Source organism: Streptomyces sp. NBC_00435 (assembly GCF_036014235.1).
Taxonomy (GTDB): Bacteria; Actinomycetota; Actinomycetes; order Streptomycetales; family Streptomycetaceae; genus Streptomyces.
Genome location: NZ_CP107924.1, coordinates 1,751,447 through 1,777,521 on the forward strand (window position 1 = coordinate 1,751,447; position 26,075 = coordinate 1,777,521).

Sequence of the window (26,075 nt, forward strand, 5' to 3'; positions counted from 1 at the left end):
GACTGAACATTACGCCTTCTGCTCTGTTCTGAAACCGAGTTCGCATGCGTCGTTTCGATCATTTTCCCGTGACCCGGCCGAAGGACCCGCCTGCGGACCCGCCACCACATGGTTCGCACCCGGGCGCGCCAGCACTCGCTGAGTGACCATCAGGACCACCAGTGCGGCCCCTCCGGCCACGCCCGCCACCGCGAAACCGGCCGCCGTACCCCCCGCCTCCACCGACGGACCGGCCGCCGCCGTACCGATCGCCGCACCCACCCCGAAGAACGTCACCAGCCAGGAGAACGCCTCCGTCACCGTGCCCGCCGGGGCGTGCCGGTCCACCACGATGAACGCACACGCCAGCGCAGGAGCCAGGAACACACCCGCCAGCGCCGCGAACCCCGTCATCACCACCGGACCCGGAACCAGCACCAACGGCAGATAGCACACCGCCAGCAGCGCCACCAGCAGCCGCAGCCGCCGCTCCGGCGCACCCGCCCACTGCCGCGCCCCGTAGACCACCCCGCCCACCAGCGCGCCCAGACCCAGCGCCGCCATCAACCAGCCGTACACCGCCTGGCCCCCGTGCTCGTCCGCGTACGCCACGCCCGCCACCGTGATCGACCCCAGCGCCGTCCCCACGAAGAAGAACGCCCCCAGCAGCGCCAGCAGCCCCCGCGAACGCAGAGCCCCCAGCCAGTGCGCCTCCCGCGGCGCCGAACGCCACGTACGCGAAGGCTCCGAAACCACCACCGAGAGCGCCCCGAGCACACCGATCGCGTTGAGCACCAGCAGCGCGACCGCCGGATCCCACAGCGCCACGCACAGCGTCACCAGCAGCGGCCCCACCGTGAACATGACCTCCTGGGCCACCGCGTCCATCGCGTACGCCGCGTGCACCCGCTCCTCCCGGCCGCCCAGCACGCTCGGCCACAGCGCACGCAGCCCGCCCTCCAGCGGAGGCGTGAACAGCCCGGCGACCACCACCGCGCCGTACGCGGCCGCCGCCGAACCCGTACCGGCCAGCGCCAGCCACACCATGCCCAGCGCCGACACCACCGCCGCCGGCAGCTGCACCCGCGGCTGCCCGTACACGTCCACCGCCCGGCCCAACAGCGGCTGCCCCACCGCGTTGGCCAGGCCGTACGCGGCAGCCAGCGCCCCCGCCAGGCTGTAGCTGCCGCCCTCGGCCCGGGTGAACAGCACGATCGCGATCGGCGCCGTGCCGTTGGGCAGCCGGCCTATGAGCGTGCCCACCAGCAGCCTCGCGGCATGCCTGGTCCTGAGCAGCTCCGCGTAACCCGCGGCCATGTCCGCCCCCTTCTGCCCGGATCGCACCGGGGTAATACGTATAACGTGACCGGTCATACGTACCATGACCACAGACCGACGGTCCAGGCGCGACCACCCGCCGAACCCCCCGAACCCCCCGCGACCTCGCACTTCAGGAGCACCCTGTGACGAGACCCACCAGCCGCGACGTGGCCACCGCCGCCGGAGTCTCCCAGGCCACCGTCTCCCTCGTCCTCGGCGAAAAATGGCGCGGCCGCGTCTCCGAACGCACCGCCGACCACGTCCGCCACACCGCCACCGAACTCGGCTACCGCCCCAACCTCGCCGCCCGCAACCTCCGCCTCGGCTCCACCCGCACCGCCCTCCTCGTCGTCCCCGCCCTCACCAACGAATTCTTCGCCCGCGTCTACACCGGCGCCGCCCGCGTCGCCGCCCAGCACGGCTTCGGCGTCGTCCTCTACCCCTCCCCCGACGGCACCGGCCCCGCCCGCGACCCCTTCCCCTCCGCCCGCGCCGCCCTCGACGGAGTCATCGCCTCCTCCATGGCCACCGACGCCCTCGAAGCCCTCGGCGGCGACGGACTCCCCCTCGTCATGCTCGACAGCGACCCCACCGCCCACGCCGCCGCCCACGTCAACCTCGCCATCGCCGACGGCATGCGCCAGATCACCGAACACCTCCTCGCCCACGGCCACCGGCGTATCCTCCACCTCGCCTCCGCCGTCGACTCCTGGACCTTCCACGTCCGTGCCAACGCCCTGACCGCCCTCCTCCCGCCCACCACCGAGCTGCGCACCGTACGGGCCCACCTCAGCGTGGACGCCGCCCGCACGGCCATGGAGAGCGCCCTGGACACCCCCCGGGGCCACCGCCCCACCGCCATCGTCTGCGACGACGACATCCTGGCCGCCGGAGCCTGCAAGGCCGCCCGCCGACTCGGCCTGCGCATCCCCGAGGACCTCTCCGTCACCGGCTTCGACGACCTCGCCCTCGCCACCGCAGTCGAACCGGAACTCACCACCGTCCGCCTCCCCGCCGAACGCGTCGGCGAACAAGGCATGACCGCCCTCCTCGCCGTCCTCGAAGGCACCCCCTGGACCGCCGGAGACATCCCCGTCGAACTCGTCGTACGCGACTCCTCCGGCCCGGCACCGACCACCTGAACCCCGGGAACGCGAAAACGCCCCCGGCCAAAGGCCAGGGGCGCTCCCACACTCGTTCCAGGCTCTACTCGGCTTCCTCTTCAGGAGCCTCGTCGTTCGACACGGCATCCGCCTGGGCAGCCGCCGGAACATCGGCCTCCAGCAGCCGCGACAACTGCCGGCCCCGGATCCGCTTGAACTTGCGCTGCTGGGCCCGCGTACGGTCCAGCACCGCCACCTCCAGCCGCTCCGCCGGAATCGACTTGTCGGCACCGTTCGCCTGGCTCGACAGCGCCTGCACCGCCAGCTTCAGCGCCTCCGACAGGGTCATCCCGTCCTGGTGCCGCTGATCGAGGTAGGTGCTGATCTGCTCGGCGTTGCCACCGACCGCAACCGACCCGTGCTCGTCCACGATCGAACCGTCGTGCGGCAGCCGGTAGATCTGGTCGCCGGCCGCCGTCGCACCGACCTCGGCCACGACCAGCTCCACCTCGTACGGCTTCTCGCCCGCCGAGGAGAAGATCGTGCCGAGCGTCTGCGCGTAGACGTTCGCCAGCCCACGGGCCGTCACATCGTCACGGTCGTAGGTGTATCCGCGCAGATCGGCATAGCGCACACCACCGATCCGCAGGTTCTCGTACTCGTTGTACTTGCCGGCGGCCGCGAAGCCGATCCGGTCGTAGATCTCGCTGAACTTGTGCAGCGCACGGGACGGGTTCTCACCGACGAACACGATGCCGTCGGCGTACTGGATCACAACAAGGCTGCGACCGCGGGCGATGCCCTTCCGGGCGTATTCCGCCCGGTCGGCCATGGCCTGCTGGGGTGAGACGTAGAACGGAGTCGACACCGGCTTTCCGTCCCTTTCTTCTGGGTCCTACGGGCGACGGATGGTCAGAGCAGGGCGGCGCGCGGGCCGTCGGGCTGCTCCAGCCGACGGTTCGTGATCTTGCGGGCCAGCTCCGAGGACTCCTCGTCGGTCAGCCGGCGGAATCCCTCTTCGGTCATGACGGTGACGATGGGGTAGATGTGGCGGTAGAGGTCCGGGCCGCCGGTCGCCGAGTCGTCGTCGGCGGCGTCGTACAACGCCTGGACGACGAGCGTCGTGGCCTCCTCCTCCGTCAGCTTGGAGTGGTACAGCTTCTTCATGGAGCCGCGCGCGAAGATCGAACCGGAACCGGTGGCGGCGAAGCCGTGCTCCTCGGAGCGGCCGCCCGTCACGTCGTAGGAGAAGATCCGGCCCTTCTCCTTGGCCTCGTCGTACCCCGCGAACAGCGGTACGACGGCCAGCCCCTGCATCGCCATCCCCAGATTGCTCCGGATCATGGTCGACAGCCGGTTCGCCTTGCCTTCGAGGCTGAGGGTCGCCCCCTCCACCTTCTCGAAGTGCTCCAGCTCCAGCTGGAACAGCTTCACCATCTCCACGGCCAGACCGGCGGTGCCGGCGATCCCGACGGCGGAGTACTCGTCCGCCGGGAACACCTTCTCGATGTCCCGCTGCGCGATCATGTTCCCCATGGTCGCCCGCCGGTCACCGGCGAGCACGACCCCGCCGGGGAAGGTGGCGGCCACGATGGTCGTCCCGTGCGGCGCCTCGATGACCCCGTCCGGCAGCTTCCGGTTGCCCGGGAGCATCTCGGGCTGGTGCGCCCCGAGGAAGTCCATGAAGGACGACGAACCCGGCGTCAGGAAGGCTGCCGGTAGACGCCCTGTGCTACGAGTGTTGGGTTCCACAGGTTTCCTTCCACGTAAGCGGCTGCACGCCTCAAGACGTCCGGCCGATCCTTGAGCTGCCCAATTCCAGCGTTGCAGCCGAAGCGAAGTACGCCTCGGACCTTACCCGTCCGATGATCGTGATCCACATGATCTGCCGGACTCTCTCGGCAGAGGATGCAGACGCCACCCTGGGCGGCGATCATCGCGTCCGGCTCGGCTTCGGTGATGCCGTAGTTGAGTAATAGCTGGACCACCCGTCGGATGTGGTCCTGTTCGGCTCCCATTCCGAGTGCGGCTCGATCTCCTCGCACTGGGGGCACCGCTTGTGACCGGACGGCACGGCCACCTTCACCCGCACCGTCCGCCCCTTCGCTTCTTGCCGCGCTTTGCAGTACTCAGCCCAGCACGTGCGGCAATAAGCCTGTAAGCCGTCTGAAGTCGAGCGATTACTTGCGTATTCCGCCCGCGCCAGATCCTGCTTGCACCGCGAACACCGCTTCGTACCGTCGGACACCTACCCCACCCTTACCTTCGATTCGAAGGCTAAATGGCCTACTGGCCACCTTTCTGAACGAAGGACCGCACGAAATCCTCGGCATTCTCCTCGAGAACATCGTCAATCTCGTCAAGTACGGAGTCGACGTCGTCGGAGAGCTTTTCCTGGCGCTCCTTGAGGTCGGTCGATTCCTCGACCGCCGCCTCCTCGACCTCCTCGGTCGAGCGCTGCGCCTTCTGCTGTCCGCCGCCGGTGTCCTTGGTCGCCATGTCTACCTCACCCCGCTCGGTTCGCACGCTCACGTCGAGAGATCCCGGGAATTCGGGATCCCTCAAGATCAGACCCTACGTCGGACCCTACAAGGAGGGTCCGACATTCGCCCCGCACTTTCATAACGCGCAGGTGTCTTCATGATTCCCGGGCCGGGGTCCTTTCAGCCCCCGCCCTGGTACCGGAAAGGCGGCTCAGCGCCCCGACAGCACCCGCACCAGGTCCTCCGCCGTCCGACAGCGGTCCAGGAGCTCCTTCACGTGGGCCCGGGTACCGCGCAGGGGTTCCAGCGTGGGGACCCGCTGGAGCGAGTCGTGGCCCGGCAGGTCGAAGATCACCGAGTCCCAGGAGGCCGCGGCGACGTCGTCCGCGTACTGCTCCAGGCACCGTCCCCGGAAGTACGCCCGGGTGTCCTCCGGAGGCTTGCTCTGCGCGCGTTCGACCGCGGTCTCGTCCAGCAGCCGCTTCATCTTCCCGCGGGCCACCAGGCGGTTGTACAGCCCCTTCTCGGGCCGTACGTCCGCGTACTGCAGGTCCACCAGGTGGAGCCGGGCGGCGTCCCAGCCGAGGCCGTCCCGGCGCCGGTAGCCCTCCAGGATCTCCCGCTTCGCGATCCAGTCGAGCTCCCCCGACAGGCTCATCGGATCGGTCTCCAGCCGGCCCAGTACGTCCTCCCAGCGGGCCAGCACATCCTTGGTCTGCTCGTCCGCGTCGGAGCCGAAACGCTCCTCCACGTACTTCCTGGCCAGCTCGTAGTACTCCATCTGGAGTTGTACGGCCGTCAGGGTCCGCCCGCTGCGCAGCGTGATCAGGTGCTGCAGGTCGGGGTCGTGGGAGACCTGGTGGAGGGTGCGTACGGGCTGGTCCACGGCGAGGTCGACGTTGATGTAGCCGTCTTCGATCATGGACAGGACAAGGGCGGTGGTGCCGAGCTTGAGGTAGGTGGAGATCTCGGAGAGGTTCGCGTCGCCGATGATCACGTGGAGCCGGCGGTACTTCTCCGCGTCCGAGTGCGGTTCGTCCCGCGTGTTGATGATGGGGCGCTTGAGGGTGGTCTCCAGACCGACCTCGACCTCGAAGTAGTCCGCGCGCTGGCTGATCTGGAAGCCGTGCTCGCGTCCGTCCTGGCCGATGCCGACCCGGCCGGCGCCGGTGAAGACCAGGCGGGAGACGAAGAAGGGGGTGAGGTGGCGCACGATGTCCGAGAAGGGGGTTTCCCGCTTCATCAGATAGTTCTCGTGCGTGCCGTAGGAGGCACCCTTGTTGTCGGTGTTGTTCTTGTAGAGGTGGATGGGCTGGGCCCCGGGGAGCTGGGCGGCCCTGACTGCCGCCTCGGCCATGATCCGCTCGCCGGCCTTGTCCCAGAGGACGGCGTCGAGCGGGTTGGTGATCTCCGGGGAGCTGTACTCGGGATGCGCGTGGTCGACGTAGAGCCGTGCGCCGTTGGTGAGGATGACGTTGGCGAGGCCGATGTCCTCGTCGGTGAGCTGGCTGTTGTCTGCGGCCTCGCGGGCGAGGTCGAAGCCGCGGGCGTCCCGCAGCGGGTTCTCTTCCTCGAAGTCCCATCGGGCGCGTCGCGCCCGGTGCATCGCCGCCGCGTAGGCGTTGACGATCTGGGACGAGGTGAGCATGGCATTGGCGTTCGGGTGCCCCGGGACGGAGATCCCGTACTCCGTCTCGATCCCCATTACTCGCCGTACGGTCATGCGGCCCTCCTTGCCCGGCGGCGCTCCCGTTCGGGAGCGGCGCTCAAGTACCGCTGGTGCTCCGGTGCGTCGTGTGCGGTGCCCGTCCCCGCACTGCGCGACCTGCGGTACGGATGAGCCTAGAACCACTCGGCGCTGGTGAGGAGATCATTTCAGTCATTGACTTTGCCCTGTCACCGGCTGAAAAGAGCAGTAGGTAAAGCAGTCGGCTGCGGGTGCCCGGCAGGGCTCCCGCAGCCGGCCGGCTTTGTCAGAGGTACTGACCGGTGTTGGCCACCGTGTCGATGGAGCGTCCGGTGTCCGCGCCTTGCTTTCCGGTGACGAGGGTTCGGATGAATACGATCCGCTCGCCCTTCTTTCCGGAGATTCGGGCCCAGTCGTCGGGGTTGGTGGTGTTGGGCAGGTCCTCGTTCTCCTTGAACTCGTCCACGCAAGCCTGGAGGAGGTGGGCGACGCGAAGGCCCTTCTGGTTGTGCTCGAGGAAGGCCTTGATGGCCATCTTCTTCGCACGGTCCACGATGTTCTGGATCATCGCGCCCGAGTTGAAGTCCTTGAAGTAGAGGACTTCCTTGTCGCCGTTGGCGTACGTGACCTCGAGGAAGCGGTTCTCCTCGGTTTCGGCGTACATCTGCTCGACGACGGTCTGGATCATGCTGTGGACGGTTTCGGCGGTGGAGCCCTGGTGCTCGCCGAGGTCGTCCGTGTGCAGGGGCAGTGTGGCCTTGAGGTACTTCGCGAAGATGTCCTTCGCGGCCTCTGCTCCGGGGCGCTCGATCTTGATCTTCACGTCGAGCCGGCCGGGGCGCAGGATGGCCGGGTCGATCATGTCCTCGCGGTTGGAGGCGCCGATGACGATGACGTTCTCCAGGCCTTCCACGCCGTCGATCTCGGCGAGCAGCTGGGGGACGATGGTGTTCTCCACGTCCGAGCTGACGCCTGATCCGCGGGTGCGGAAGAGGGACTCCATCTCGTCGAAGAAGACGATGACGGGGGTGCCCTCGCTCGCCTTCTCCCTCGCACGCTGGAAGACGAGGCGGATGTGACGCTCGGTCTCGCCGACGTACTTGTTGAGGAGTTCGGGGCCCTTGATGTTCAGGAAGTAGGACTTCCCGGTGGGCTGGCCGGTGACTTCGGCGACCTTCTTGGCAAGGGAGTTGGCCACTGCCTTGGCGATGAGCGTCTTGCCACAGCCGGGAGGGCCGTAGAGCAGGATGCCCTTCGGGGGCCGCAGTTCGTGTTCCTTGAAGAGGTCGGGGTAGAGGTAGGGGAGCTCGACCGCGTCGCGGATCAGTTCGATCTGGTCGCCCAGGCCGCCGATCTTGTCGTAGTCGATGTCGGGGACCTCTTCGAGGACGAGGTCTTCGACCTCGCTCTTGGGGACGATCTCGTAGACGTAGCCGGAGCGGGGTTCGAGCAGCAGGGAGTCGCCGGGGCGGATGGTGACGTCCAGGAGCGGCTCGGCGAGCCTCACCACCCTTTCCTCGTCGGTGTGCCCGACCACCAGGGCGCGCTCGCCGTCCTCGAGGATTTCCTTGAGGGTGACGATGTCCCCGGCCCGTTCGAATTCCATGGCTTCGACCACGTTGAGGGCTTCGTTGAGCATGACCTCCTGGCCGCGCCGGAGGTCGTCCGGTTCGACGCTGGGGCTGACGTTCACGCGGAGCTTGCGGCCGCCGGTGAAGATGTCGACGGTGCCGTCCTCGTTGGACTGCAGGAAGACTCCGAAGCCGGCCGGCGGCTGTGCGAGCCGGTCCACTTCTTCCTTGAGGGCCACGATCTGGTCGCGGGCCTCGCGCAGGGTGTTCGCCAACCGCTCGTTCTGAGCGGAGACGCCTGCCAGGTTTGTCTGGAGCTCGACGATCCGCTCTTCGAGAATCCTCGTGTGTCGCGGAGAGTCGGCGAGCTTACGTCGCAGGACGGCGATTTCCTGCTCGAGATAGGCAACCTGGCCGGCGGGGTCCTCAGACCCTCGCCCGGGCCGGATGCCGCGGTTGATGTCGTCGTCGTGGGCTGCCACGGTCCTCACCTCCTCCAAGGGGAGCTGGACGCTTTCTGACCCTACCTGGGCTGGTGGTGATTGAAACCCCTAGATCACAAAGACGGTAGGGGTGTGTCCGATCTTCACCCTTGCGTACTCCCTCCTGCCAAGGAAATACCCACCCATCAACATCGGAAAGCAGCCGGTTGTAAGGTCGAACTGTTCAACACCCGTCACGGCTCGCGCGACTTGCCTCGAGTTGTGACCGGAATGGATCACTCACAGCAGGGAACGGCAGGAGATATGACCGTGCAGCAGGCCGCAACCACCGAGCGGGCCGCAGGCGCCGGCGACGCCGGAGAGCCGCTCGAGGTCTGGATCGATCAGGACCTGTGCACCGGCGACGGAATCTGCGTGCAGTACGCGCCGGAGGTCTTCGAGCTGGACATTGATGGTCTGGCGTACGTGAAGAGTCCCGATGACGAGCTGCTCGTGGAGGCGGGGGCGACGACTCCGGTTCCGCTGGTACTGCTCCAGGACGTGGTGGATTCGGCTAAGGAATGCCCCGGGGACTGCATCCACGTAAGGCGGGTTTCGGACAGTGTAGAGGTCTTCGGCCCTGATGCGGTGTGACGGTTCAAACACCCGAGAGGGTTGATTCCATAAGCTCCTGGCGGAATTTTCCGCCGGTCCAGCGCCACTTGGCGAGCTGCTTGGTGTCGGGGGCGTAACGGGGCACTTCGGACGAGGAGTACCCGAGGAGGTTCGCCGTGACCACCCCGTCACTGATGGTGAGATCGGTCGTGGTCTGCCTGCGGGCGGCTTCGAGCAGGGTGGCGACGACCCGGGGGCCGGCCCCCTTCGCCGGGTCCCGCGTGAGGACGTAGATCGCGTGCGGCGGGGTCCCCGAACCGGCGTCGCAGCGGACGGCCGCCACGGTTTCGGGGCGGCCGTCGCCGTCCAGATCGCCTTCGGCGGTGGCCACGACGGCCTGCGGGGCGCCCTTGCAGTCCAGGGGGTACGTGACCGCGTGCGCGTCGGGAGCGGATACCCCGGGGCCGCCGGCGGGGTCGGCCGGGCCCGTGGGGCGCGGTGGCTCCGCGGAGGCGCCTGTGGCCCGGCCGGGCTGCAGGAGGCCCGCGCCGGCTATGACGGCGGCCATGGCGGTGAGGGTGGCGAGCCAGTGGACGGGCCGGGTCCGGTGGTGCGCCGGGGTGTGCGGCGCCGGCTCGGCGGGGCTGTGCGGCACGCGGGGTGTCTCCTGTGCGAAGGGTGACGGGGAGCCAGCATCGTGCCACACCTCACATCAGGGCGGAACGGCTGGGTCCGGGCCGGCCCGGTTCGCGCGCGGGGGGTCTGCCCGCAGGGCAACGAATAGACGCTGTGGCGCAGTTCCCGGTTGTTCCGGGGGAACTGCGCCACAGCGTCCTTGTGTTGGGTGGCCTCGCGGCCGGTCGTGCGCTGCTCAGTCGCGGTCGCCGGGGGTGTCGGCAGCGGTGTCGGCAGCGGCCGCGGTGTCGGCGGTCTTCGCGGCGGACCGGCTGCCGGGGCCGTCGTAGTCCTCGCCGTAGGCGCCCTTGGAGGGGCGGCGGCGGCGCATGGGCGGCTCGACGCCGTCCGCGAGGCGGCGGGCGGTGACGAGGAAACCGGTGTGGCCGATCATGCGGTGGTCCGGGCGGACGGCCAGGCCTTCGACGTGCCAGTTGCGGATCATCGATTCCCAGGGCTGCGGTTCGGCGTAGCAGCCGAACTCGCGGATGGATTCGACGGTCCGGGAGAGCTGGGTGGTGGTGGCCACATAGCAGCAGAGGATGCCGCCGGGGACCAGTGCCTTGGAGACGGCCTCCAGGCATTCCCAGGGGGCGAGCATGTCGAGGATCACGCGGTCGACGTCCGTGTCGGACAGGTTGTCCTGGAGGTCGCCCACGGTCAGCTGCCACGCCGGGTGCGGGCCGCCGAAGTAGCGCTCGACGTTGGCCGTGGCGATCTCGGCGAAGTCCGGGCGGCGCTCGTAGCTGTGGAGCATGCCCTGGTCGCCGATGGCGCGCAGCAGGAAGCTGCTCAGGGAGCCGGAGCCCACACCGGCTTCCACGACTCGGGCGCCGGGGAAGATGTCGGCGAAGGCCAGGATCTGGCCCGCGTCCTTGGGGTAGACCACGGCGGCACCGCGGGGCATGGACAGGACGTAGTCGGGGAGCAGGGGACGCAGCGCGAGGTAGGCGACGTTGCCCGTGGTACGGACAACGCTTCCCTCGGGGGAGCCGATCAGCTCGTCGTGCGGGAAGGCACCCTTGTGGGTGTGGAAGTTCTTCCCGGCTTCGAGCGTGAACGTGTAGTGGCGGCCCTTGGGGTCGGTGAGCTGAACCTGGTCCCCGACCTTGAAGGGCCCGCGTCGGCGGGCGGCACCGGTCGGTTCGGACATGTGACCAGTGTATTGGCTTCAGGACTGGGGCCGCGCCATGGCCTTCACGAAGGCCTTTTCCACGTCGAGGGTGGAGAGGACGCCGTAGATCGCGCCGTCCGGCTGGAGTACGAGGTACTCGCTGGCGGGGGTGGTGCGCAGGTGGTCGAGGAGTTCTTCGCCGGTGAGTTCCGCTGAAACCTTCATGCCGTCGGTGAGGTCCTGGGCGAGGGTGCCGACGGCGACCCAGGGGCGGCGGTGTTCGGGGACAGAGGCGATGGCGCTCTCGCGGACGATGCCGGTGGGGTCGCCCAGTCCGTCGACGACGACGAGGGCCCGGGCGCCGGATTCGTTGGCGCGTCGCAGGGCTTCGGAGAGGGGGGTGGCGTTCTCGACGGGGATGGCGCGGCGGGTGAGTTTGCGGGCGTGGAGTTCCGGGAGGTGTTCGCGCAGGCGCGCGACGCGCAGGCTGTTGCCGGCGCCGGTCCAGATGATGGCGGCGAGGATCGCGGCGAGGAGGGCGTCCATGACGGTGTCCATGCCGCCGATGGTGTCGGTCCGGTTGCCGAGGGTTCCGGTGTAGTTCAGGAGGGGCAGGCCGAGCAGGACGGCGACGGCGAGGGCGCGTCCGGCCCAGGCGGCGGCGATGGTGCCGGTCATGGGTTTGCCGGTGATGCCCCAGATGACGGCGCGGAGCATGCGGCCGCCGTCGAGGGGCAGGCCGGGGAGGAGGTTGAAGGCGGCGACGAGGAGGTTGGAGATCATGAGGCCGGCGAGGAGGACGCCGGGGACGCTGGCGGGTTCGACGGCTTTCATGCCGAGGTAGAAGGCGCCGGCGAGGAGGAGGGAGAGCAGGGGGCCGACGAAGGCGAGGACGAATTCGCGGCCGGGGGTCTCGGATTCCTTCTCGATCTCGGATACGCCGCCGAAGAACTGGAGCTGGATGCGGCGCACGGGGAGTTTGAAGCGGAGGGCTGCGACGGTGTGGGCGAGTTCGTGGACGAGTACCGAGGCGTAGAAGGCGACGGCGAAGAAGAGGGCCACGAGGTAGCGCAGGGGGCCGAGGTCGGGGAGGATGCGGTCGAGCTGGTCGCCGAAGACCCAGGTGATGAGGGCGGCGACGAGGAACCAGCTGGGCGAGACGTAGACGGGTACGCCGAAGGGGCGGCCCATGAGGAGTCCGCCGCCCGGTCCTGAGCGCCGGCCCGCGCGCTCGCCGGTTTCGTCGGTGTCTGCCACGGATTTCCTTCGTTCGCTGCTGTCCGGCGCTGTGGTGCGCCGGGTGGTTCTTGTGCTTATTCCCGTGGTGTCCGGGTGTGCCGTTGCGCGGTGTGATGCTCCGATCATGCAGTGCGAGGGGGGTCGGCGTCGATGGTATGCGCGTGCTGTCGGTGGCGGGTCGTAGGGTTTTGCGTATGACGACGAGCCCCGGCAGCGGTCCGGACGACGCAGCGCCCTGTTCCGTGCCCGGCCAGGTGGTGGCCGTGGCGCCTTCTTCGCTGTCGCCTTCGCGGGCGAGTGATTTCATGCGGTGTCCGCTGCTGTACCGGTTCCGGGTGATCGACAAGTTGCCGGAGAAGCCGAGTGCGGCGGCTACGCGGGGGACGCTGGTCCACGCGGTGTTGGAGCGGCTCTTCGATCATCCGGCGCAGGAGCGGACGGCGCCGCGGGCGAAGGCGTTGATCCCGGGGCAGTGGGACCGGCTGGTGGAGTCGAGGCCGGAGTTGACGGAGCTGTTCCCGGAGGGTGACGAGGGGGCGGGGCTGGCGCGGTGGCTGACGGAGGCCGAGGCGCTGGTGGACCGGTGGTTCACGCTGGAGGACCCGACGCGGCTGGAGCCGGTGGAGCGGGAGTTCTTCGTGGAGACGGAGCTGGAGTCGGGGCTGCGGCTGCGCGGGATCATCGACCGGGTGGACGTGGCGCCGTCGGGTGAGGTGCGGATCGTCGACTACAAGACGGGCAAGGCGCCGCGGCCGGAGTACGCCGAGGGTGCGCTGTTCCAGATGAAGTTCTACGCGCTGGTGGTGTGGCGGCTGAAGCGGGTGGTGCCGCGGCGGCTGCAGCTGGTGTACCTGGGCAGTGGGGACGTGGTGACGTACGACCCGGTGATCGAGGACCTGGAGCGGATGGAGCGCAAGCTGCTGGCGCTGTGGGACGCGATCCGGGAGGCGACGCGGACGGGTGACTGGCGGCCGCGGAGGACGAAGCTGTGCGGCTGGTGTGATCATCAGGCGGTGTGTCCGGAGTTCGGGGGTACTCCCCCGGTCTACCCTCTGACGGTCTCCGCCGACTACGGCCCGGGGGTGCCCGCGGCGCGTGAGGAGTCCGGGGGGCCGTCGGGGGCCGGGGAGCCCTCGGGGTCCTAGGAGGGCGCGGAGCGGGAGTCCGTTCTCCGGGTCAGGGCAGAATGGGCCGGGTTCCCCGTTGCTGTCCGACGAATACGAGGTAGACCCCGTGGCGATCCGCGTACTGCTGGTGGACGACCAGCCGCTGCTGCGCACCGGTTTCCGGATGATCCTGGAGGCCGAGGAGGACTTGGCGGTGGTCGGTGAGGCCGGGGACGGTCTGCAGGCGCTGGATCAGGTGCGGGCGCTGCAGCCCGATGTGGTGCTGATGGACATCCGGATGCCGCGGATGGACGGGGTGGAGGCGACGCGGCAGATCACGGGTCCGGGGCGGGACGGTCCGGCGAAGGTGCTGGTGCTGACGACCTTCGATCTGGACGAGTACGTGGTGGAGGCGTTGCGGGCGGGGGCCAGTGGGTTCCTGCTGAAGGATGCGCCGGCCGTGGAGCTGGTGCAGGCGATCCGGGTGGTGGCGGGTGGTGAGGCGATGCTCGCGCCGAGCATCACGCGCCGGCTGCTGGACAAGTACGCGGGTCATCTGCCGTCGGGCGAGGATCGTGTTCCGGACATGATCGGTACGTTGACCGAGCGTGAGGTCGAGGTGCTGAAGCTGGTGGCCCGGGGGTTGTCGAACGCGGAGATCGCGGCGGATCTGTTCGTGAGCGAGACGACGGTGAAGACGCATGTGGGTCATGTGCTGACGAAGCTGGGCCTGCGTGACCGGGTGCAGGCGGCGGTGTACGCGTACGAGAGCGGTCTGGTGCGGCCGGGGGCCGGTCAGTAGCGGTCTCGGGTGCGCGTGTGTCCGCATGGGGTCGGGCCCGCTTCCGCGTGACGCGGAGGCGGGCCCGTTCTCGTGCGCGGGGGGCGGGGCGGTTCAGCCCTTGCTGATCTCCCAGAAGCGGAAGACGGTGGAGGCGTCCAGGGACCACTGCAGGCCGGTCACGTTCGGGCGGGTGACGGCGTACTGCTTGCTCTGCCAGAGCGGGAGGAGCGGGATCTCGTCGGCGACGATGTCCTGGAGGCGGTTGTAGTCGGTGGTGGCGGCGGTGCGGTCGGACTTCGCGGAGGTCGACGGGATGATCGTCCCGGTGATCTCCTTGTTCTCGTAGTTGTTGTGCAGCACGTTGTCGGGCCCGAAGAAGGGCTGCGTGAAGTTGTCGGCGTCGGGGTAGTCGGGGACCCAGCCCTTGACGTAGACGCCGTACTTGCCGTCCTGGATGTCCTTCTCGTACTGCTCGAACTCGATGGACTTGACGTCGGCCTCGAAGAGGCCGCTGTCGTTGAGCTGCTTGGCGATGAGCTGGAATTCCTGGTCGGTCGAGGGCCCGTAGCGGCTGGGCGTCGAGTACAGGGTGATCTTCACCTTGTCCTTGATGCCCGCGGTGCGCAGGACGGCCTTGGCCTTCTCGGGCTGGGGGGTGCCGCCGTAGCGGTCGAAGAAGGCGGTGGTGTGGGAGCCGATGCCGGCCGGGACGATGGAGTAGAGCGAGGTGGCGGTGCCGTCGTAGACCTGCTTGACGAGGGCTTCGCGGTCGACGAGGTAGGCGAAGGCCTTGCGGACGGGGAGTTTCCCGGCGACGGGGTCGCTCATGTTGAAGACGAGGTGTTCGACCTCGGCGCCGGCGCCCTGGATGACTTCGATCTTCTGGTCGCCGCTCTGGGAGGCGAGGCCGGCGATGTCCTTGGCCGCCAGGCCGCGGAAGGCGAAGTCGACGTCTCCGCTTTCGAGGACCTTCTTGAGGGCGGCCTGGTCCTCGTTGAAGAACTTCATGGTGACGCCGCTGTTCTTCGGCTTGGCCTTGCCGCTGTAGCTGTCGCTGACGGAGAAGCTGGCGCTCTTTTTGTCGATGGAGTCCAGCTTGTACACGCCGGAGCCGATGGCCTTGCCGTCGGTGCGCAGCTTGTCCGCGGGGTACTCCGCGTGGTCGACGATGGAGCCGGCGCCCGATGCGATCTTGCTCGGGAAGGTCGCGTCGGGGGTCTTGAGGTGGAAGATCACGGTCTTGTCGTCGGGGGTGTCGATCGAGCCGATCGACGCCAGCATGACGGCGGGGCCGTTCTCGTCGTTGATCTTCAGGGTGCGCTCGAAGGAGTACTTGACGTCCTTCGCCGTGAGGCTGTGGCCGTTGCTGAACTTCAGGCCGCCGCGCAGGGTGCACTTGTACGTCCGGCTCTCGCCGCCCTCGAAGCCGCAGGCCTGCGCGGCGTCGGGCTCGGGGGTGGTGCCGCCCTTGGGGAAGCTGAGCAGGGACTGGTAGACGTTGTTGAAGAGCAGCCAGGAGCCGGGGTCGTAGCCCGAGGCCGGGTCGGTGGCCTTCACCTTGTCCGAAATGCCCATGACGACGCCCTTGCCGCTGCCGGCACTGGATCCGCCCGTCGCACCGCAACCGCTGAGCAGGGCGGCGGCGGTGGCCGCGCCGAGGGGGGCCACCAACCACTGGTTACGTCTCATCACGCGATCGTCCTTCACAGTCTTGCAGTCTCACTGGCTCGTCTGGTGTGTTCGTTCCGGCCCGGGGTGCGGTCCCGGGCCGGCGGGTGTGGGGTCAGCCGCTGACGCCGCGGCCGAGTTCCCACAGCTGGAGGTCGGCGATGGAGTTGACCGACCACTCCACTCCGGTGATCCCGTCGCGTGCGGCGACGTACTGCTTGCCCTGCCACAGGGGCAGGACGGGTACGTCCTCGGCGACGATGTCCTGCATCTCCGCGATAGCGGGGGCGGCGACGCCCCGGTCGACGGCGCGGCGCGATTCGGGTATGAGCTTGGTGCGCACCGCGGTGTTGGCGTACGGCGTGCCGAGGAAGTTGTCCTGCTCCAGGAACGGGGCGAGGAAGTTGTCGGCGTCGGGGTAGTCCGGGAACCAGCCGAGCCCGTAGGCAGCGTAGTCGCCCTTCTTCTGGGCGGGCCGGAAGGCGGCCCAGTCGGTTCCCTGGACGGTGACGTCGAAGAGCTGGGTGGAGTTCAGCTGGGTCTTGAGTGCTTCGAACTCTGCCGCGGTGCCTTCGCCGTAGTGATCGTTGGTGTAGTTGAGGGTCAGCTTGACCGGCGTCTTGATCCCGGCGGCCTTCAGCAGGTCGGCGGCCTTGGTGGTGTTGGCCTCGCCGTACTTGTTGAAGAAGGAGTTGACGTGGCCGGTGACGCTGGTGGGGACCAGTGAGTACAGGGGCTGCGCGGACTTGCCGTACACCTTGGCGATGATCGCGTTGCGGTCGACGGCTGCTGCGAGGGCCTGGCGTACGGCCTTGTCCTTGACGACCGGGGCGTCGGTGTTGAAGCCGAGGTAGCGGATCTCCAGGCCGGGCAGGGGGACGAGCTTGATGCCCTTGGGGGGCTTGGCGGAGAGCTCGGTGATCTGGGCCGGCGACAGGGTGCGGGAGACCATGTGGACGGTGCCGTGTTCCAGGGCCTTGCCCATGGCGTCGGAGTCGTCGAAGGTGCGGAGTTCCGCCTTGTCGTTCTGGAGCTTCAGGTCACCCTTGTAGTTCGGGTTCTTGCTGAAGACGGCGCGGACGAGGCGATTGTCCTTGACTTCGGCCTTCATCGTGTAGGGGCCGGAGCCGTCGACTGCGAAGCCGGGGCGGAGCTTCCTGGCGTCGTACTTCTTGGCACTGACGATACCCGCGGCCGGGGTGGAGAGCTTGTACGGGAAGGTCGCGTCGGAGGTCTTCAGGTGGAAGACGACGGTGTCGGTGCCCTTGGTCTCGACGGTGTCGATGGTGGAGAGCAGCGAGGAGGGGCCGTTCTCGTCCTTGATGGCGAGCACGCGCTCGATGGAGAACTTGACGTCCTGTGCGGTGAGCGGGTCTCCGCCGGCGAACTTGAGGCCGGGGCGCAGGGTGCAGCGGTAGCTCTCGTTGCCGGTGTCGGTGAAGCGGCAGTCGGAGGCCGCTTCGGGGACGGGCTGGCCGCCGCCGCGCGGGGTGTGCATGAGCGTCTGCACGGTCTGGCGCAGGATGTTCCAGGTGCCGGCGTCGTAGGCGTAGGCAGGGTCGAGCGGGGCGGGAGCGTATTCGGCCGCCTCGAACCGGTCGGTGGTGCCGACGACGATCGCCCCGGACCCCGCTCCTGCTCCGCTGGTGCTGCCGCAGGCGGTCAGCGCGGGGGTGAGCAGTCCGGCGGCTGCCGTCAGCGCCATGGTCTTGCGGTTCATGCTGGAAGTACTCCCTCGACCCGGCACTTGTTCAAAGCTGGCGTGGAGGGCATCGCGGCGGTCGCCCGTTCTGGGCGGAACGATCGGGCCGGTGTTGTGACGATCGGTCCACGCGGTTCCGGAAACAGGGGTGTGTTTCCGGGACGGCTGAGGTGCGGCGCAGTGCCCGGATCGACACTAGTGGCCTGCGGAGGGGTCGCTTGAACCACCTGGATCGGGTCCGTGACCGCTCCGTTGCGGGAGTTGACCGGAGGTGTGCGCGGAGCCGTGCGCAGATCGGTCAGGTACTGATCAATGCGGACACAAGGGGTCGTGCGGGAGGGTGCGGAGTGGTGCGAACGGGGCCTTGTGGGTGACTAAGGTCACCCGGGACAACTGTGGCGGGATCGATGGAATTTCGGCCTCCCGGGTACGGCGCGAAAAATCCGCCCGCGGGGCCTCGGTCCTGGGGCGGATCGTCCGTACACAGTGTGCGCGGTCAGTTCATCGGAGTGATGAGGGAGCGCAGGAAGGGCAGGTCCACGTCCTCGAGCGAGCGGACGACGGTGCGGCCCGGGGCGGGTGCGATCAGGCCGACGGAGGGGATGGCGACGACCCGGCAGCCGGCGGCCTCGGCGGCGGCCACTCCGGTGGCGGTGTCCTCGATGACGGCGCAGCGCGAGGGGTGCGCGCCGAGGGCGCTGGCGGCGAGGAGGTAGGGGTCGGGGTGTGGCTTGGTGCGCGCGACCTCGTCGCCGGCGATCGTCATGGTGAAGCGGTCGCGGCCCAGGGTGAGCAGGACCTGGTCGATGACGCGCCGGTGGGAGGCGGAGACGAGGGCGGTGGGGACGTTGTGCCGGGCCAGTTCGGTCAGCAGCCGTTCGGCGCCGGGCATGAGGGGGACGCGGTCGGCGATGCGGGCTTCGAAGCGCTCGTTGAGCAGGACGCTGAGTTCTGCGAGGTCGATGTCTGCGCCGGTGGATTCGATGAGGAACCCGGCACTGCGTGTCATGGGGCCGCCGACGACGATGTCCCGCCAGGACTCGTCGAGGCGGTGGCCGAGTTCACCGAAGACGCCGACCTCGATCTCCCACCAGAAACCCTCGGTGTCGACGAGGGTGCCGTCCATGTCGAGCAGCACCGCCTGCAGGGCATGTCCGTCGGCCGTACGGGCGACGGGGGCGGGGACTGTGCTCGTCATGCGCGCACCTCTCTGAAGGTCCCCGGGGGGACGAGAAGGCCGGTCACCTCACCTCCGGGGGGCATACCCGGGGGAACAGGTGACCGGCCTGTATGGGACCGACAAGTGTACGCCGGTCCGTCTCAGCGTGCGTTGAAATACTTCGCTTCGGGGTGGTGGATGACGATCGCGTCGGTGGACTGCTCCGGGTGGAGCTGGAATTCCTCCGAAAGGTGGACGCCGATGCGCTCGGGCTGGAGGAGGTCGGCGATCTTGGCGCGGTCCTCCAGGTCGGGGCAGGCGCCGTAGCCGAGGGAGAAGCGGGCGCCGCGGTACTTGAGGTCGAACATGTCCTCGACCTTGGAGGGGTCCTCGCCGCCGAATCCGAGCTCGGCGCGGACGCGGGCGTGCCAGTACTCGGCCATGGCCTCGGCGAGCTGGACGGACAGGCCGTGCAGCTCGAGGTACTCGCGGTAGGAGTCGGAGGCGAACAGCTTGGCGGTGGCCTCGCCGATCCTGGAGCCGACGGTGACGACCTGGAGGCCGACGACGTCGATCTCGCCGGATTCCTCCGGGCGGAAGAAGTCGGCGAGGCACAGGCGCCGGCCGCGGCGCTGGCGCGGGAAGGTGAAGCGGGTCCGCTCGTTGCCGGCGTCGTCGAGGATGATCAGGTCTTCGCCCTTGGAGACGCAGGGGAAGTATCCGTAGACGACCGCGGCTTCGAGCAGGTTCTCGGTGTGCAGCTTGTCGAGCAGCCCGCGCAGGCGCGGACGGCCCTCGCTCTCGACGAGCTCCTCGTACGTGGCTCCGCCCGCGCGGGCCTGCTTGAGGCCCCACTGCCCCTTGAAGAGGGCGCCCTCGTCGAGCCAGGAGGCGTAGTCCTTGAGCGGGATGCCCTTGACGACGCGGGTGCCCCAGAACGGCGGGGTGGGCACCGGGTTGTCGGTGGAGGTGTCGGAGCGGCCGCCCGGCTCCTCCGCCTCCTCCGCCTGCGGGACCGGGGTGTCCCGCTTGGCGACGCGGCGTTGTTTGAGTTCGGGGAGGGTGGCACCGGGGACTCCGCGCTTGACGGCGATGAGGGCGTCCATGAGGCGCAGGCCCTCGAAGGCGTCGCGGGCGTAGCGGACCTCGCCCTCGTAGATCTCGTGGAGGTCCTGTTCGACGTAGGCCCGGGTCAGGGCCGCGCCGCCGAGGATGACCGGGTAGTCGGCCGCCAGCTTGCGCTGGTTGAGCTCCTCCAGGTTCTCCTTCATGATCACCGTCGACTTCACCAGCAGACCCGACATACCGATCACATCGGCCTTGTGCTCCTGCGCGGCCTCCAGGATCGCCGAGACCGGCTGCTTGATGCCGATGTTCACGACGTTGTAGCCGTTGTTGGACAAGATGATGTCCACGAGGTTCTTCCCGATGTCATGGACATCACCGCGCACGGTGGCGAGGACGATGGTGCCCTTGCCCTCGTCGTCGCTCTTCTCCATGTGCGGTTCCAGGTGGGCGACCGCGGTCTTCATCACTTCGGCGGACTGGAGCACGAACGGCAGCTGCATCTGGCCGGAGCCGAAGAGCTCACCGACGACCTTCATGCCCTCCAGGAGGGTGTCGTTGACGATGTCCAGGGCCGGCCGAGTCTCCAGGGCCTCGTCCAGATCGGCTTCCAGGCCGTTCTTCTCGCCGTCGATGATGCGGCGCTGCAGGCGCTCGTCCAGCGGCAGGGCCAAGAGCTCCTCGGCGCGGCCCGCCTTCAGGGACTTGGTGTTGACGCCCTCGAAGAGCGCCATCAGCTTCTGCAGCGGGTCGTAACCCTCGGCGCGACGGTCGTAGATCAGGTCCAGGGCGGTACCGACCTGCTCGTCGTCGAAGCGGGCGATCGGCAGGATCTTGCTGGCGTGGACGATCGCGGAGTCCAGGCCCGCCTTGACGCACTCGTCGAGGAACACGGAGTTCAGCAGGACACGCGCGGCCGGGTTGAGGCCGAAGGAGATGTTCGACAGACCCAGAGTCGTCTGCACGTCCGGGTGACGGCGCTTGAGCTCACGGATCGACTCGATCGTGGCGATGCCGTCCTTACGGGACTCCTCCTGGCCGGTGCAGATCGTGAAGGTCAGGGTGTCGATGAGGATGTCCGACTCGTGGATCCCCCAGTTCCCCGTCAGATCCTCGATCAGCCGCTCCGCGATCGCGACCTTGTGCTCGACCGTGCGGGCCTGGCCCTCTTCGTCGATGGTCAGCGCGATCAGCGCGGCACCGTGCTCCCGCGCCAGCGCGGTGACCTTCGCGAACCGCGACTCCGGACCGTCACCGTCCTCGTAGTTCACCGAGTTGATGACCGCACGGCCACCGATCTTCTCCAGACCCGCCCGCAGAACGGGAACCTCGGTCGAGTCCAGAACGATCGGCAGTGTCGAAGCCGTGGCGAAGCGGCCGGCCAGCTCCCGCATGTCCGCCACACCGTCACGGCCCACGTAGTCCACGCACAGGTCGAGCATGTGCGCGCCCTCGCGGATCTGGTCACGGACCATCTCCACGCAATCGTCCCAACGCGCCTCCAGCATCGCGTCCCGGAACTTCTTCGAACCGTTGGCGTTCGTCCGCTCGCCGATCGCCATGTACGAGACGTCCTGGCGGAACGGCACCGTCTGGTAGAGCGAGGACGCACCCGGCTCGGGGCGGGGGTCACGGGTGGCCGGGCTGAGGTCGCGGACCCGCTCCACGACCTGCCGCAGGTGCTCCGGAGTCGTACCGCAGCAGCCGCCCACCAGCGAGAGGCCGTACTCGCGCACGAAGGTCTCCTGCGCGTCCGCCAGCTCACTCGCCGAGAGGGGGTAGTGCGCGCCGTTCTTGCCCAGGACCGGCAGACCGGCATTCGGCATGCACGAGAGCGGGATCCGGGAGTTCCGCGCCAGGTAGCGCAGGTGCTCGCTCATCTCCGCCGGACCCGTCGCGCAGTTCAGACCGATCATGTCGATGCCCAGCGGCTCCAGCGCCGTCAACGCCGCACCGATCTCCGAACCCAGCAGCATCGTGCCCGTGGTCTCCACCGTCACCGAGCAGATCAGCGGCACGGAGACACCCAGGGCCTCCATCGCCCGCCGGGCACCCACGATGGAGGACTTCGTCTGCAGGAGGTCCTGCGTCGTCTCCACCAGCAGCGCGTCGGCACCGCCGGTGATCAGTCCTTCGGCGTTGATCTGGTAGGCGTCGCGGATGGTGCCGTAGTCGATGTGGCCGAGCGTCGGCAGCTTGGTGCCGGGGCCCATGGAACCCAGGACCCAGCGCTGCTGCCCGGTGGCGGCAGTGAACTCGTCGGCGACCTCCCGGGCGATACGGGCGCCGGCCACGGACAGCTCGTGGTTGCGGTCGGCGATGTCGTACTCGGCGAGGGCGGCGTAGTTGGTGCCGAAGGTGTTGGTCTCGACGCAGTCGACGCCGGCCTCGAAGTACTCGCGGTGCACGTTGGCCACGATGTCGGGGCGGGTGACGTTGAGGACCTCGTTGCAGCCTTCGAGCTGTTCGAAGTCGTCCAGGGAGGGGTCCTGCGCCTGGAGCATCGTTCCCATGGCTCCGTCGGCGACGACCACACGGGTCGCCAGTGCCTGGCGCAGGGCATCGGCCCGGGTCTGGGTGTCTGCGGGCGGGTTAGGCAACGAGGCCATGGGTGAGCTCCCTGGGATGCGACGGCTGTCGGCTTTGCACCCCCTCTGTGTCAAGGGTGCACGCGGCCAGGGTAACGGTGCGAACCGGCCCCGGTGGGGGTGGTCCACGTGGCGGACTGCATTCTGTGCGCGGGGGCCGGCGACTTTCGCCCGGGGGTGTTTCGGGCCGACTCGTTTCCGAGGATTCTTCCCACCATGCACGAAGTCGGCATCGACCGATAGTGTTCAGCATTGTCGAACTACGTCAGCAGGAGGCTGCGCGATGGCACGGAACATCCAGTCGCTCGAACGAGCCGCTGCGATGCTGCGGCTCCTGGCGGGCGGCGAGCGCCGGCTGGGACTCTCCGACGTGGCCTCCTCCCTGGGGCTGGCCAAGGGCACGGCACACGGGATCCTGCGCACGCTGCAGGCCGAGGGCTTCGTGGAGCAGGACCCGACCTCGGGCCGCTACCAGCTGGGCGCCGAGCTGCTGCGCCTGGGCAACAGCTATCTGGACGTGCACGAGCTCCGGGCGCGCGCACTGGTGTGGACGGACGACCTGGCCCGCGCGAGCGGGGAGAGCGTCTACGTGGGCGTGCTCCACAAGAGCGGGGTGCTGATCATGCACCACGTGTTCCGGCCCGACGACAGCCGTCAGGTCCTGGAGGTGGGTGCCATGCAGCCCCTGCACTCCACGGCACTGGGCAAGGTCCTGTCGGCCTACGACCCGGTGGCGCACACACAGGTCCTGGAGGTGGAGCGGGAGGCCTTCACCCCCCGCACGGTCACCGACGGCGTCGCCTTCGAGGAGCTCCTGGGCCTGATCCGGGCCCGCGGCTGGGCCAGCGACGTGGAGGAGACCTGGGACGGGATCGCCTCGGTGGCGGCCCCCATCCACGACCGGCGCAGGATGCCGGTCGGCGCGGTGGCCGTCGCGGGGGCCGTGGAGCGGGTCTGCGGGGACTCCGGGGAGCCCCGGGCGTCCCTGGTGGCGTCCGTACGGGACTGCGCACGGGCGGTTTCGCGCGATCTCGGGGCGGGCCGGTTCTGACCTTGGCGTGACCCGTATTGCTCTGCCCTGACCACCCAACGGCCACACCGAGTGGCATTTGGGTGGTTTTTGGCGTTTGATGATCACCCAATGGCCTAATTTGGGCGATCGTACCGTCTGGTAACGATCCGGCTCATTGGCCTGGCCAACCCTTGACGGCCACTTCACCTGGGCGGAAAACTGCCGTTCATCGGTCGGCATTGCCGAACACCTACCGGCAATACGCGTTAGGGTGTGGCAAGGCCAAGGACCGGTGCAGCACTCACCGAGTGCGTGGGCCACCGGAGGGACCCGGTGGCCGACCACCCCTGAACGACAAAGGAGTCGCGGGTGTCCAGCTCCGACATCTTCATCGGCGAGACCATCGGTACCGCCCTGCTCACCCTGCTCGGTGGTGGCGTCTGCGCCGCCCTGACGCTCAAGAGCTCCAAGGCCCGCGGCGCCGGCTGGCTCGCGATCACCTTCGGCTGGGGTTTCGCCGTCCTGATCGCCGCCTACGTCTCCGCACCGCTCTCGGGCGCGCACCTCAACCCGGCGGTCACCGTCGGCATCGCCATCAAGGACGGCGCCTGGGGCGACGTGCCGGTCTACCTCGCCGGGCAGCTCCTCGGCGCGATGATCGGCTCGGTCCTGATGTGGCTGGCCTACTACGGCCAGTTCCGCGCGCACCTGGCCGACCCGGAGCACATCCGCGACGCCAAGCTCGGCCCCGAGGACCCGCACCCGCACGACATGGCCGGCCCGGTCCTCGGCATCTTCTCCACGGGCCCGGAGATCCGCAACGTCGTCCAGAACCTCACCACCGAGATCATCGGCACCGCCGTCCTGGTCCTGGCCATCCTGACCCAGGGCCTGCAGGACGACGGCAAGGGACTCGGCGTCATCGGCGTCCTGATCACCTCGTTCGTCGTGGTCGGCATCGGCCTCTCGCTGGGCGGCCCGACCGGCTACGCCATCAACCCGGTCCGCGACCTCGGCCCGCGCATCGTCCACTCCCTGCTGCCGCTGCCCAACAAGGGCGGCTCGGACTGGAGCTACTCCTGGATCCCGGTTCTCGGCCCCCTCGCGGGTGCCGCTCTCGCCGGCGGTCTGTACAACATCGCGTTCGCCTGATCAGCATCGGCACCACGGCACCACCCGCACCGCCATCCTGATTCCGCCTACCCCGACACCTGCCAGGAGCAGCCACCATGACCAGCAGCACCGGCCCCTTCATCGCCGCCATCGACCAGGGCACCACCTCCTCCCGCTGCATCGTCTTCGACCGTGACGGCCGCATCGTCGCCGTCGACCAGAAGGAGCACGAGCAGATCTTCCCGAAGCCGGGCTGGGTGGAGCACGACGCCGCCGAGATCTGGACCAACGTCCAGGAGGTCGTCGCCGGGGCCATCTCCAGGGCCGCCCAGGACATCCCGGGCTTCACCGCCGCGGACGTCAAGGCCGTCGGCATCACCAACCAGCGCGAGACCACCCTGCTGTGGGACAAGAACACCGGCGAGCCGGTCCACAACGCGCTGGTCTGGCAGGACACCCGTACCGACTCCCTGTGCAAGGAGCTCGGCCGCAACGTCGGCCAGGACCGCTTCCGCCGCGAGACCGGCCTGCCGCTGGCGAGCTACTTCGCCGGCCCCAAGGTCCGCTGGCTGCTCGACAACGTCGAGGGCCTGCGCGAGCGCGCCGAGGCCGGGGACATCCTCTTCGGCACCATGGACTCCTGGGTCATCTGGAACCTCACCGGCGGCGCCCAGGGCGGTGTGCACGTCACCGACGTCACCAATGCCTCGCGCACCATGCTGATGAACCTGCACACCCTGGCCTGGGACGAGAAGATCGCCGAGTCCATGGAGGTGCCGCTCAACGTCCTCCCGGAGATCAAGTCCTCCGCCGAGGTCTACGGCCACGTCAAGGAAGGCGTCCTCGCGGGCGTCCCGGTCGCCTCGGCGCTCGGTGACCAGCAGGCCGCGCTGTTCGGCCAGACCTGTTTCGCCGAGGGCGAGGCGAAGTCCACGTACGGCACCGGAACGTTCATGCTGATGAACACCGGCGACAAGATCATCAACTCGTACAGCGGCCTGCTGACCACGGTCGGCTACCAGATCGGCGACCAGAAGCCGGTCTACGCGCTCGAGGGCTCCATCGCCGTCACCGGCTCGCTCGTCCAGTGGATGCGCGACCAGATGGGCCTGATCAAGTCCGCGGCCGAGATCGAGACGCTGGCCTCCTCCGTCGAGGACAACGGCGGCGCCTACTTCGTGCCGGCCTTCTCCGGCCTGTTCGCCCCGTACTGGCGCTCCGACGCCCGCGGCGTGATCACCGGCCTCACCCGGTACGTCACCAAGGCGCACATCGCCCGCGCCGTCCTGGAGGCCACCGCCTGGCAGACCCGCGAGATCACCGACGCCATGACCAAGGACTCGGGCGTCGAGCTCGCGGCCCTGAAGGTCGACGGCGGCATGACCTCCAACAACCTGCTGATGCAGACGCTCTCCGACTTCGTGGACGCCCCCGTGGTGCGCCCGATGGTCGCCGAGACCACCTGCCTCGGCGCCGCCTACGCCGCCGGCCTGGCCGTCGGCTTCTGGCCCGACACCGACGCCCTGCGCGCCAACTGGCGCCGCGCGGCGGAGTGGACCCCGCGGATGCCCGCCGAGCAGCGGGAGCGCGAGTACAAGAGCTGGCTCAAGGCCGTGCAGCGTTCCATGGCCTGGGTCGACGACGAAGACGCCAGCTGACCGCACCAGCTG

Annotated in this window: 21 protein-coding genes; 7 read left to right on the forward strand and 14 right to left on the reverse strand. The window is 68.6% G+C overall.

Annotated elements, in window-relative coordinates:
* Positions 1–9 precede the first annotated feature (9 nt).
* The gene (locus tag OG389_RS08030; protein ID WP_328297770.1) at positions 10–1,296 is read right to left on the reverse strand and encodes an MFS transporter; all 1,287 of its coding nucleotides are present in this window, start codon (positions 1,294–1,296) and stop codon (positions 10–12) included.
* Positions 1,297–1,442: 146 nt separating this feature from the next.
* Between OG389_RS08030 and OG389_RS08035 the strand changes: the two genes are divergently transcribed.
* Complete coding sequence (locus OG389_RS08035; protein WP_328297771.1) at positions 1,443–2,441, forward strand: LacI family DNA-binding transcriptional regulator; 999 nt, start codon at positions 1,443–1,445, stop codon at positions 2,439–2,441.
* A gap of 64 nt (positions 2,442–2,505) precedes the next feature.
* On the opposite strand, the gene prcA is transcribed toward OG389_RS08035, so the two are convergent.
* From prcA to arc, 6 genes are all read right to left on the reverse strand, one after another.
* Positions 2,506–3,270: a proteasome subunit alpha gene (prcA, locus tag OG389_RS08040; RefSeq protein WP_328297772.1), complete on the reverse strand. Its 765-nt coding sequence runs from the start codon at positions 3,268–3,270 to the stop codon at positions 2,506–2,508.
* 44 nt (positions 3,271–3,314) lie between these two features.
* Complete coding sequence (gene prcB, locus OG389_RS08045) at positions 3,315–4,154, reverse strand: proteasome subunit beta (RefSeq protein WP_328297773.1); 840 nt, start codon at positions 4,152–4,154, stop codon at positions 3,315–3,317.
* On the reverse strand, positions 4,106–4,420 hold the full coding sequence (locus OG389_RS08050; RefSeq protein ID WP_328297774.1) for an endonuclease VII domain-containing protein: 315 nt from the start codon (positions 4,418–4,420) through the stop codon (positions 4,106–4,108). The genes prcB and OG389_RS08050 overlap by 49 nt, the downstream gene beginning before the upstream one ends.
* A 268-nt stretch (positions 4,421–4,688) precedes the next feature.
* Positions 4,689–4,901 (reverse strand): ubiquitin-like protein Pup, encoded by a 213-nt coding sequence (locus OG389_RS08055; RefSeq protein ID WP_133898495.1) that lies wholly within the window; start codon positions 4,899–4,901, stop codon positions 4,689–4,691.
* 195 nt (positions 4,902–5,096) lie between these two features.
* Positions 5,097–6,608: a depupylase/deamidase Dop gene (gene dop / locus OG389_RS08060; RefSeq protein WP_266876650.1), complete on the reverse strand. Its 1,512-nt coding sequence runs from the start codon at positions 6,606–6,608 to the stop codon at positions 5,097–5,099.
* Positions 6,609–6,858: 250 nt separating this feature from the next.
* The gene (gene arc, locus OG389_RS08065; RefSeq protein ID WP_328297775.1) at positions 6,859–8,625 is read right to left on the reverse strand and encodes a proteasome ATPase; all 1,767 of its coding nucleotides are present in this window, start codon (positions 8,623–8,625) and stop codon (positions 6,859–6,861) included.
* Positions 8,626–8,889: 264 nt separating this feature from the next.
* Between arc and OG389_RS08070 the strand changes: the two genes are divergently transcribed.
* Complete coding sequence (locus tag OG389_RS08070) at positions 8,890–9,219, forward strand: ferredoxin (protein ID WP_328297776.1); 330 nt, start codon at positions 8,890–8,892, stop codon at positions 9,217–9,219.
* Between the two features lie 4 nt (positions 9,220–9,223).
* Here the strand turns inward: OG389_RS08070 and OG389_RS08075 are convergent, their stop codons facing one another.
* The 3 genes from OG389_RS08075 to OG389_RS08085 form a co-directional block, all read right to left on the reverse strand.
* Positions 9,224–9,748 carry a hypothetical protein gene (locus tag OG389_RS08075; protein ID WP_328303591.1) on the reverse strand — a complete coding sequence of 175 codons (525 nt, stop codon included), beginning with the start codon at positions 9,746–9,748 and terminating at the stop codon, positions 9,224–9,226.
* Positions 9,749–10,051: 303 nt separating this feature from the next.
* A complete protein-coding gene (locus OG389_RS08080) occupies positions 10,052–11,008 on the reverse strand; it encodes a tRNA (adenine-N1)-methyltransferase (protein ID WP_328297777.1) in 957 nt (318 codons plus the stop codon).
* An 18-nt stretch (positions 11,009–11,026) separates the two neighbouring features.
* A complete protein-coding gene (locus tag OG389_RS08085; RefSeq protein WP_328303593.1) occupies positions 11,027–12,160 on the reverse strand; it encodes a site-2 protease family protein in 1,134 nt (377 codons plus the stop codon).
* Positions 12,161–12,402: 242 nt separating this feature from the next.
* Here OG389_RS08085 and OG389_RS08090 point away from each other — a divergent pair, with 242 nt between their 5' ends.
* Complete coding sequence (locus OG389_RS08090) at positions 12,403–13,353, forward strand: RecB family exonuclease (protein WP_328297778.1); 951 nt, start codon at positions 12,403–12,405, stop codon at positions 13,351–13,353.
* Between the two features lie 88 nt (positions 13,354–13,441).
* On the forward strand, positions 13,442–14,116 hold the full coding sequence (locus tag OG389_RS08095; protein WP_328297779.1) for a response regulator transcription factor: 675 nt from the start codon (positions 13,442–13,444) through the stop codon (positions 14,114–14,116).
* 93 nt (positions 14,117–14,209) lie between these two features.
* Here the strand turns inward: OG389_RS08095 and OG389_RS08100 are convergent, their stop codons facing one another.
* The 4 genes from OG389_RS08100 to metH all read right to left on the reverse strand — a co-directional run bounded on the left by OG389_RS08100 (position 14,210) and on the right by metH (position 22,301).
* Positions 14,210–15,790 (reverse strand): ABC transporter substrate-binding protein, encoded by a 1,581-nt coding sequence (locus OG389_RS08100; RefSeq protein ID WP_443059225.1) that lies wholly within the window; start codon positions 15,788–15,790, stop codon positions 14,210–14,212.
* A gap of 91 nt (positions 15,791–15,881) precedes the next feature.
* Complete coding sequence (locus OG389_RS08105) at positions 15,882–17,486, reverse strand: ABC transporter substrate-binding protein (protein WP_328297781.1); 1,605 nt, start codon at positions 17,484–17,486, stop codon at positions 15,882–15,884.
* A gap of 478 nt (positions 17,487–17,964) precedes the next feature.
* A complete protein-coding gene (locus tag OG389_RS08110; RefSeq protein WP_328297782.1) occupies positions 17,965–18,666 on the reverse strand; it encodes an HAD family hydrolase in 702 nt (233 codons plus the stop codon).
* Between the two features lie 122 nt (positions 18,667–18,788).
* Complete coding sequence (gene metH / locus OG389_RS08115; protein WP_328297783.1) at positions 18,789–22,301, reverse strand: methionine synthase; 3,513 nt, start codon at positions 22,299–22,301, stop codon at positions 18,789–18,791.
* A 262-nt stretch (positions 22,302–22,563) separates the two neighbouring features.
* Between metH and OG389_RS08120 the strand changes: the two genes are divergently transcribed.
* The 3 genes from OG389_RS08120 (at position 22,564) to glpK (ending at position 26,063) form a co-directional block, all read left to right on the forward strand.
* Complete coding sequence (locus OG389_RS08120) at positions 22,564–23,331, forward strand: IclR family transcriptional regulator (RefSeq protein WP_328297784.1); 768 nt, start codon at positions 22,564–22,566, stop codon at positions 23,329–23,331.
* Between the two features lie 330 nt (positions 23,332–23,661).
* On the forward strand, positions 23,662–24,444 hold the full coding sequence (locus tag OG389_RS08125; protein ID WP_328297785.1) for an MIP/aquaporin family protein: 783 nt from the start codon (positions 23,662–23,664) through the stop codon (positions 24,442–24,444).
* Positions 24,445–24,521: 77 nt separating this feature from the next.
* Positions 24,522–26,063 carry a glycerol kinase GlpK gene (gene glpK, locus OG389_RS08130; RefSeq protein WP_328297786.1) on the forward strand — a complete coding sequence of 514 codons (1,542 nt, stop codon included), beginning with the start codon at positions 24,522–24,524 and terminating at the stop codon, positions 26,061–26,063.
* Positions 26,064–26,075 lie beyond the last annotated feature (12 nt).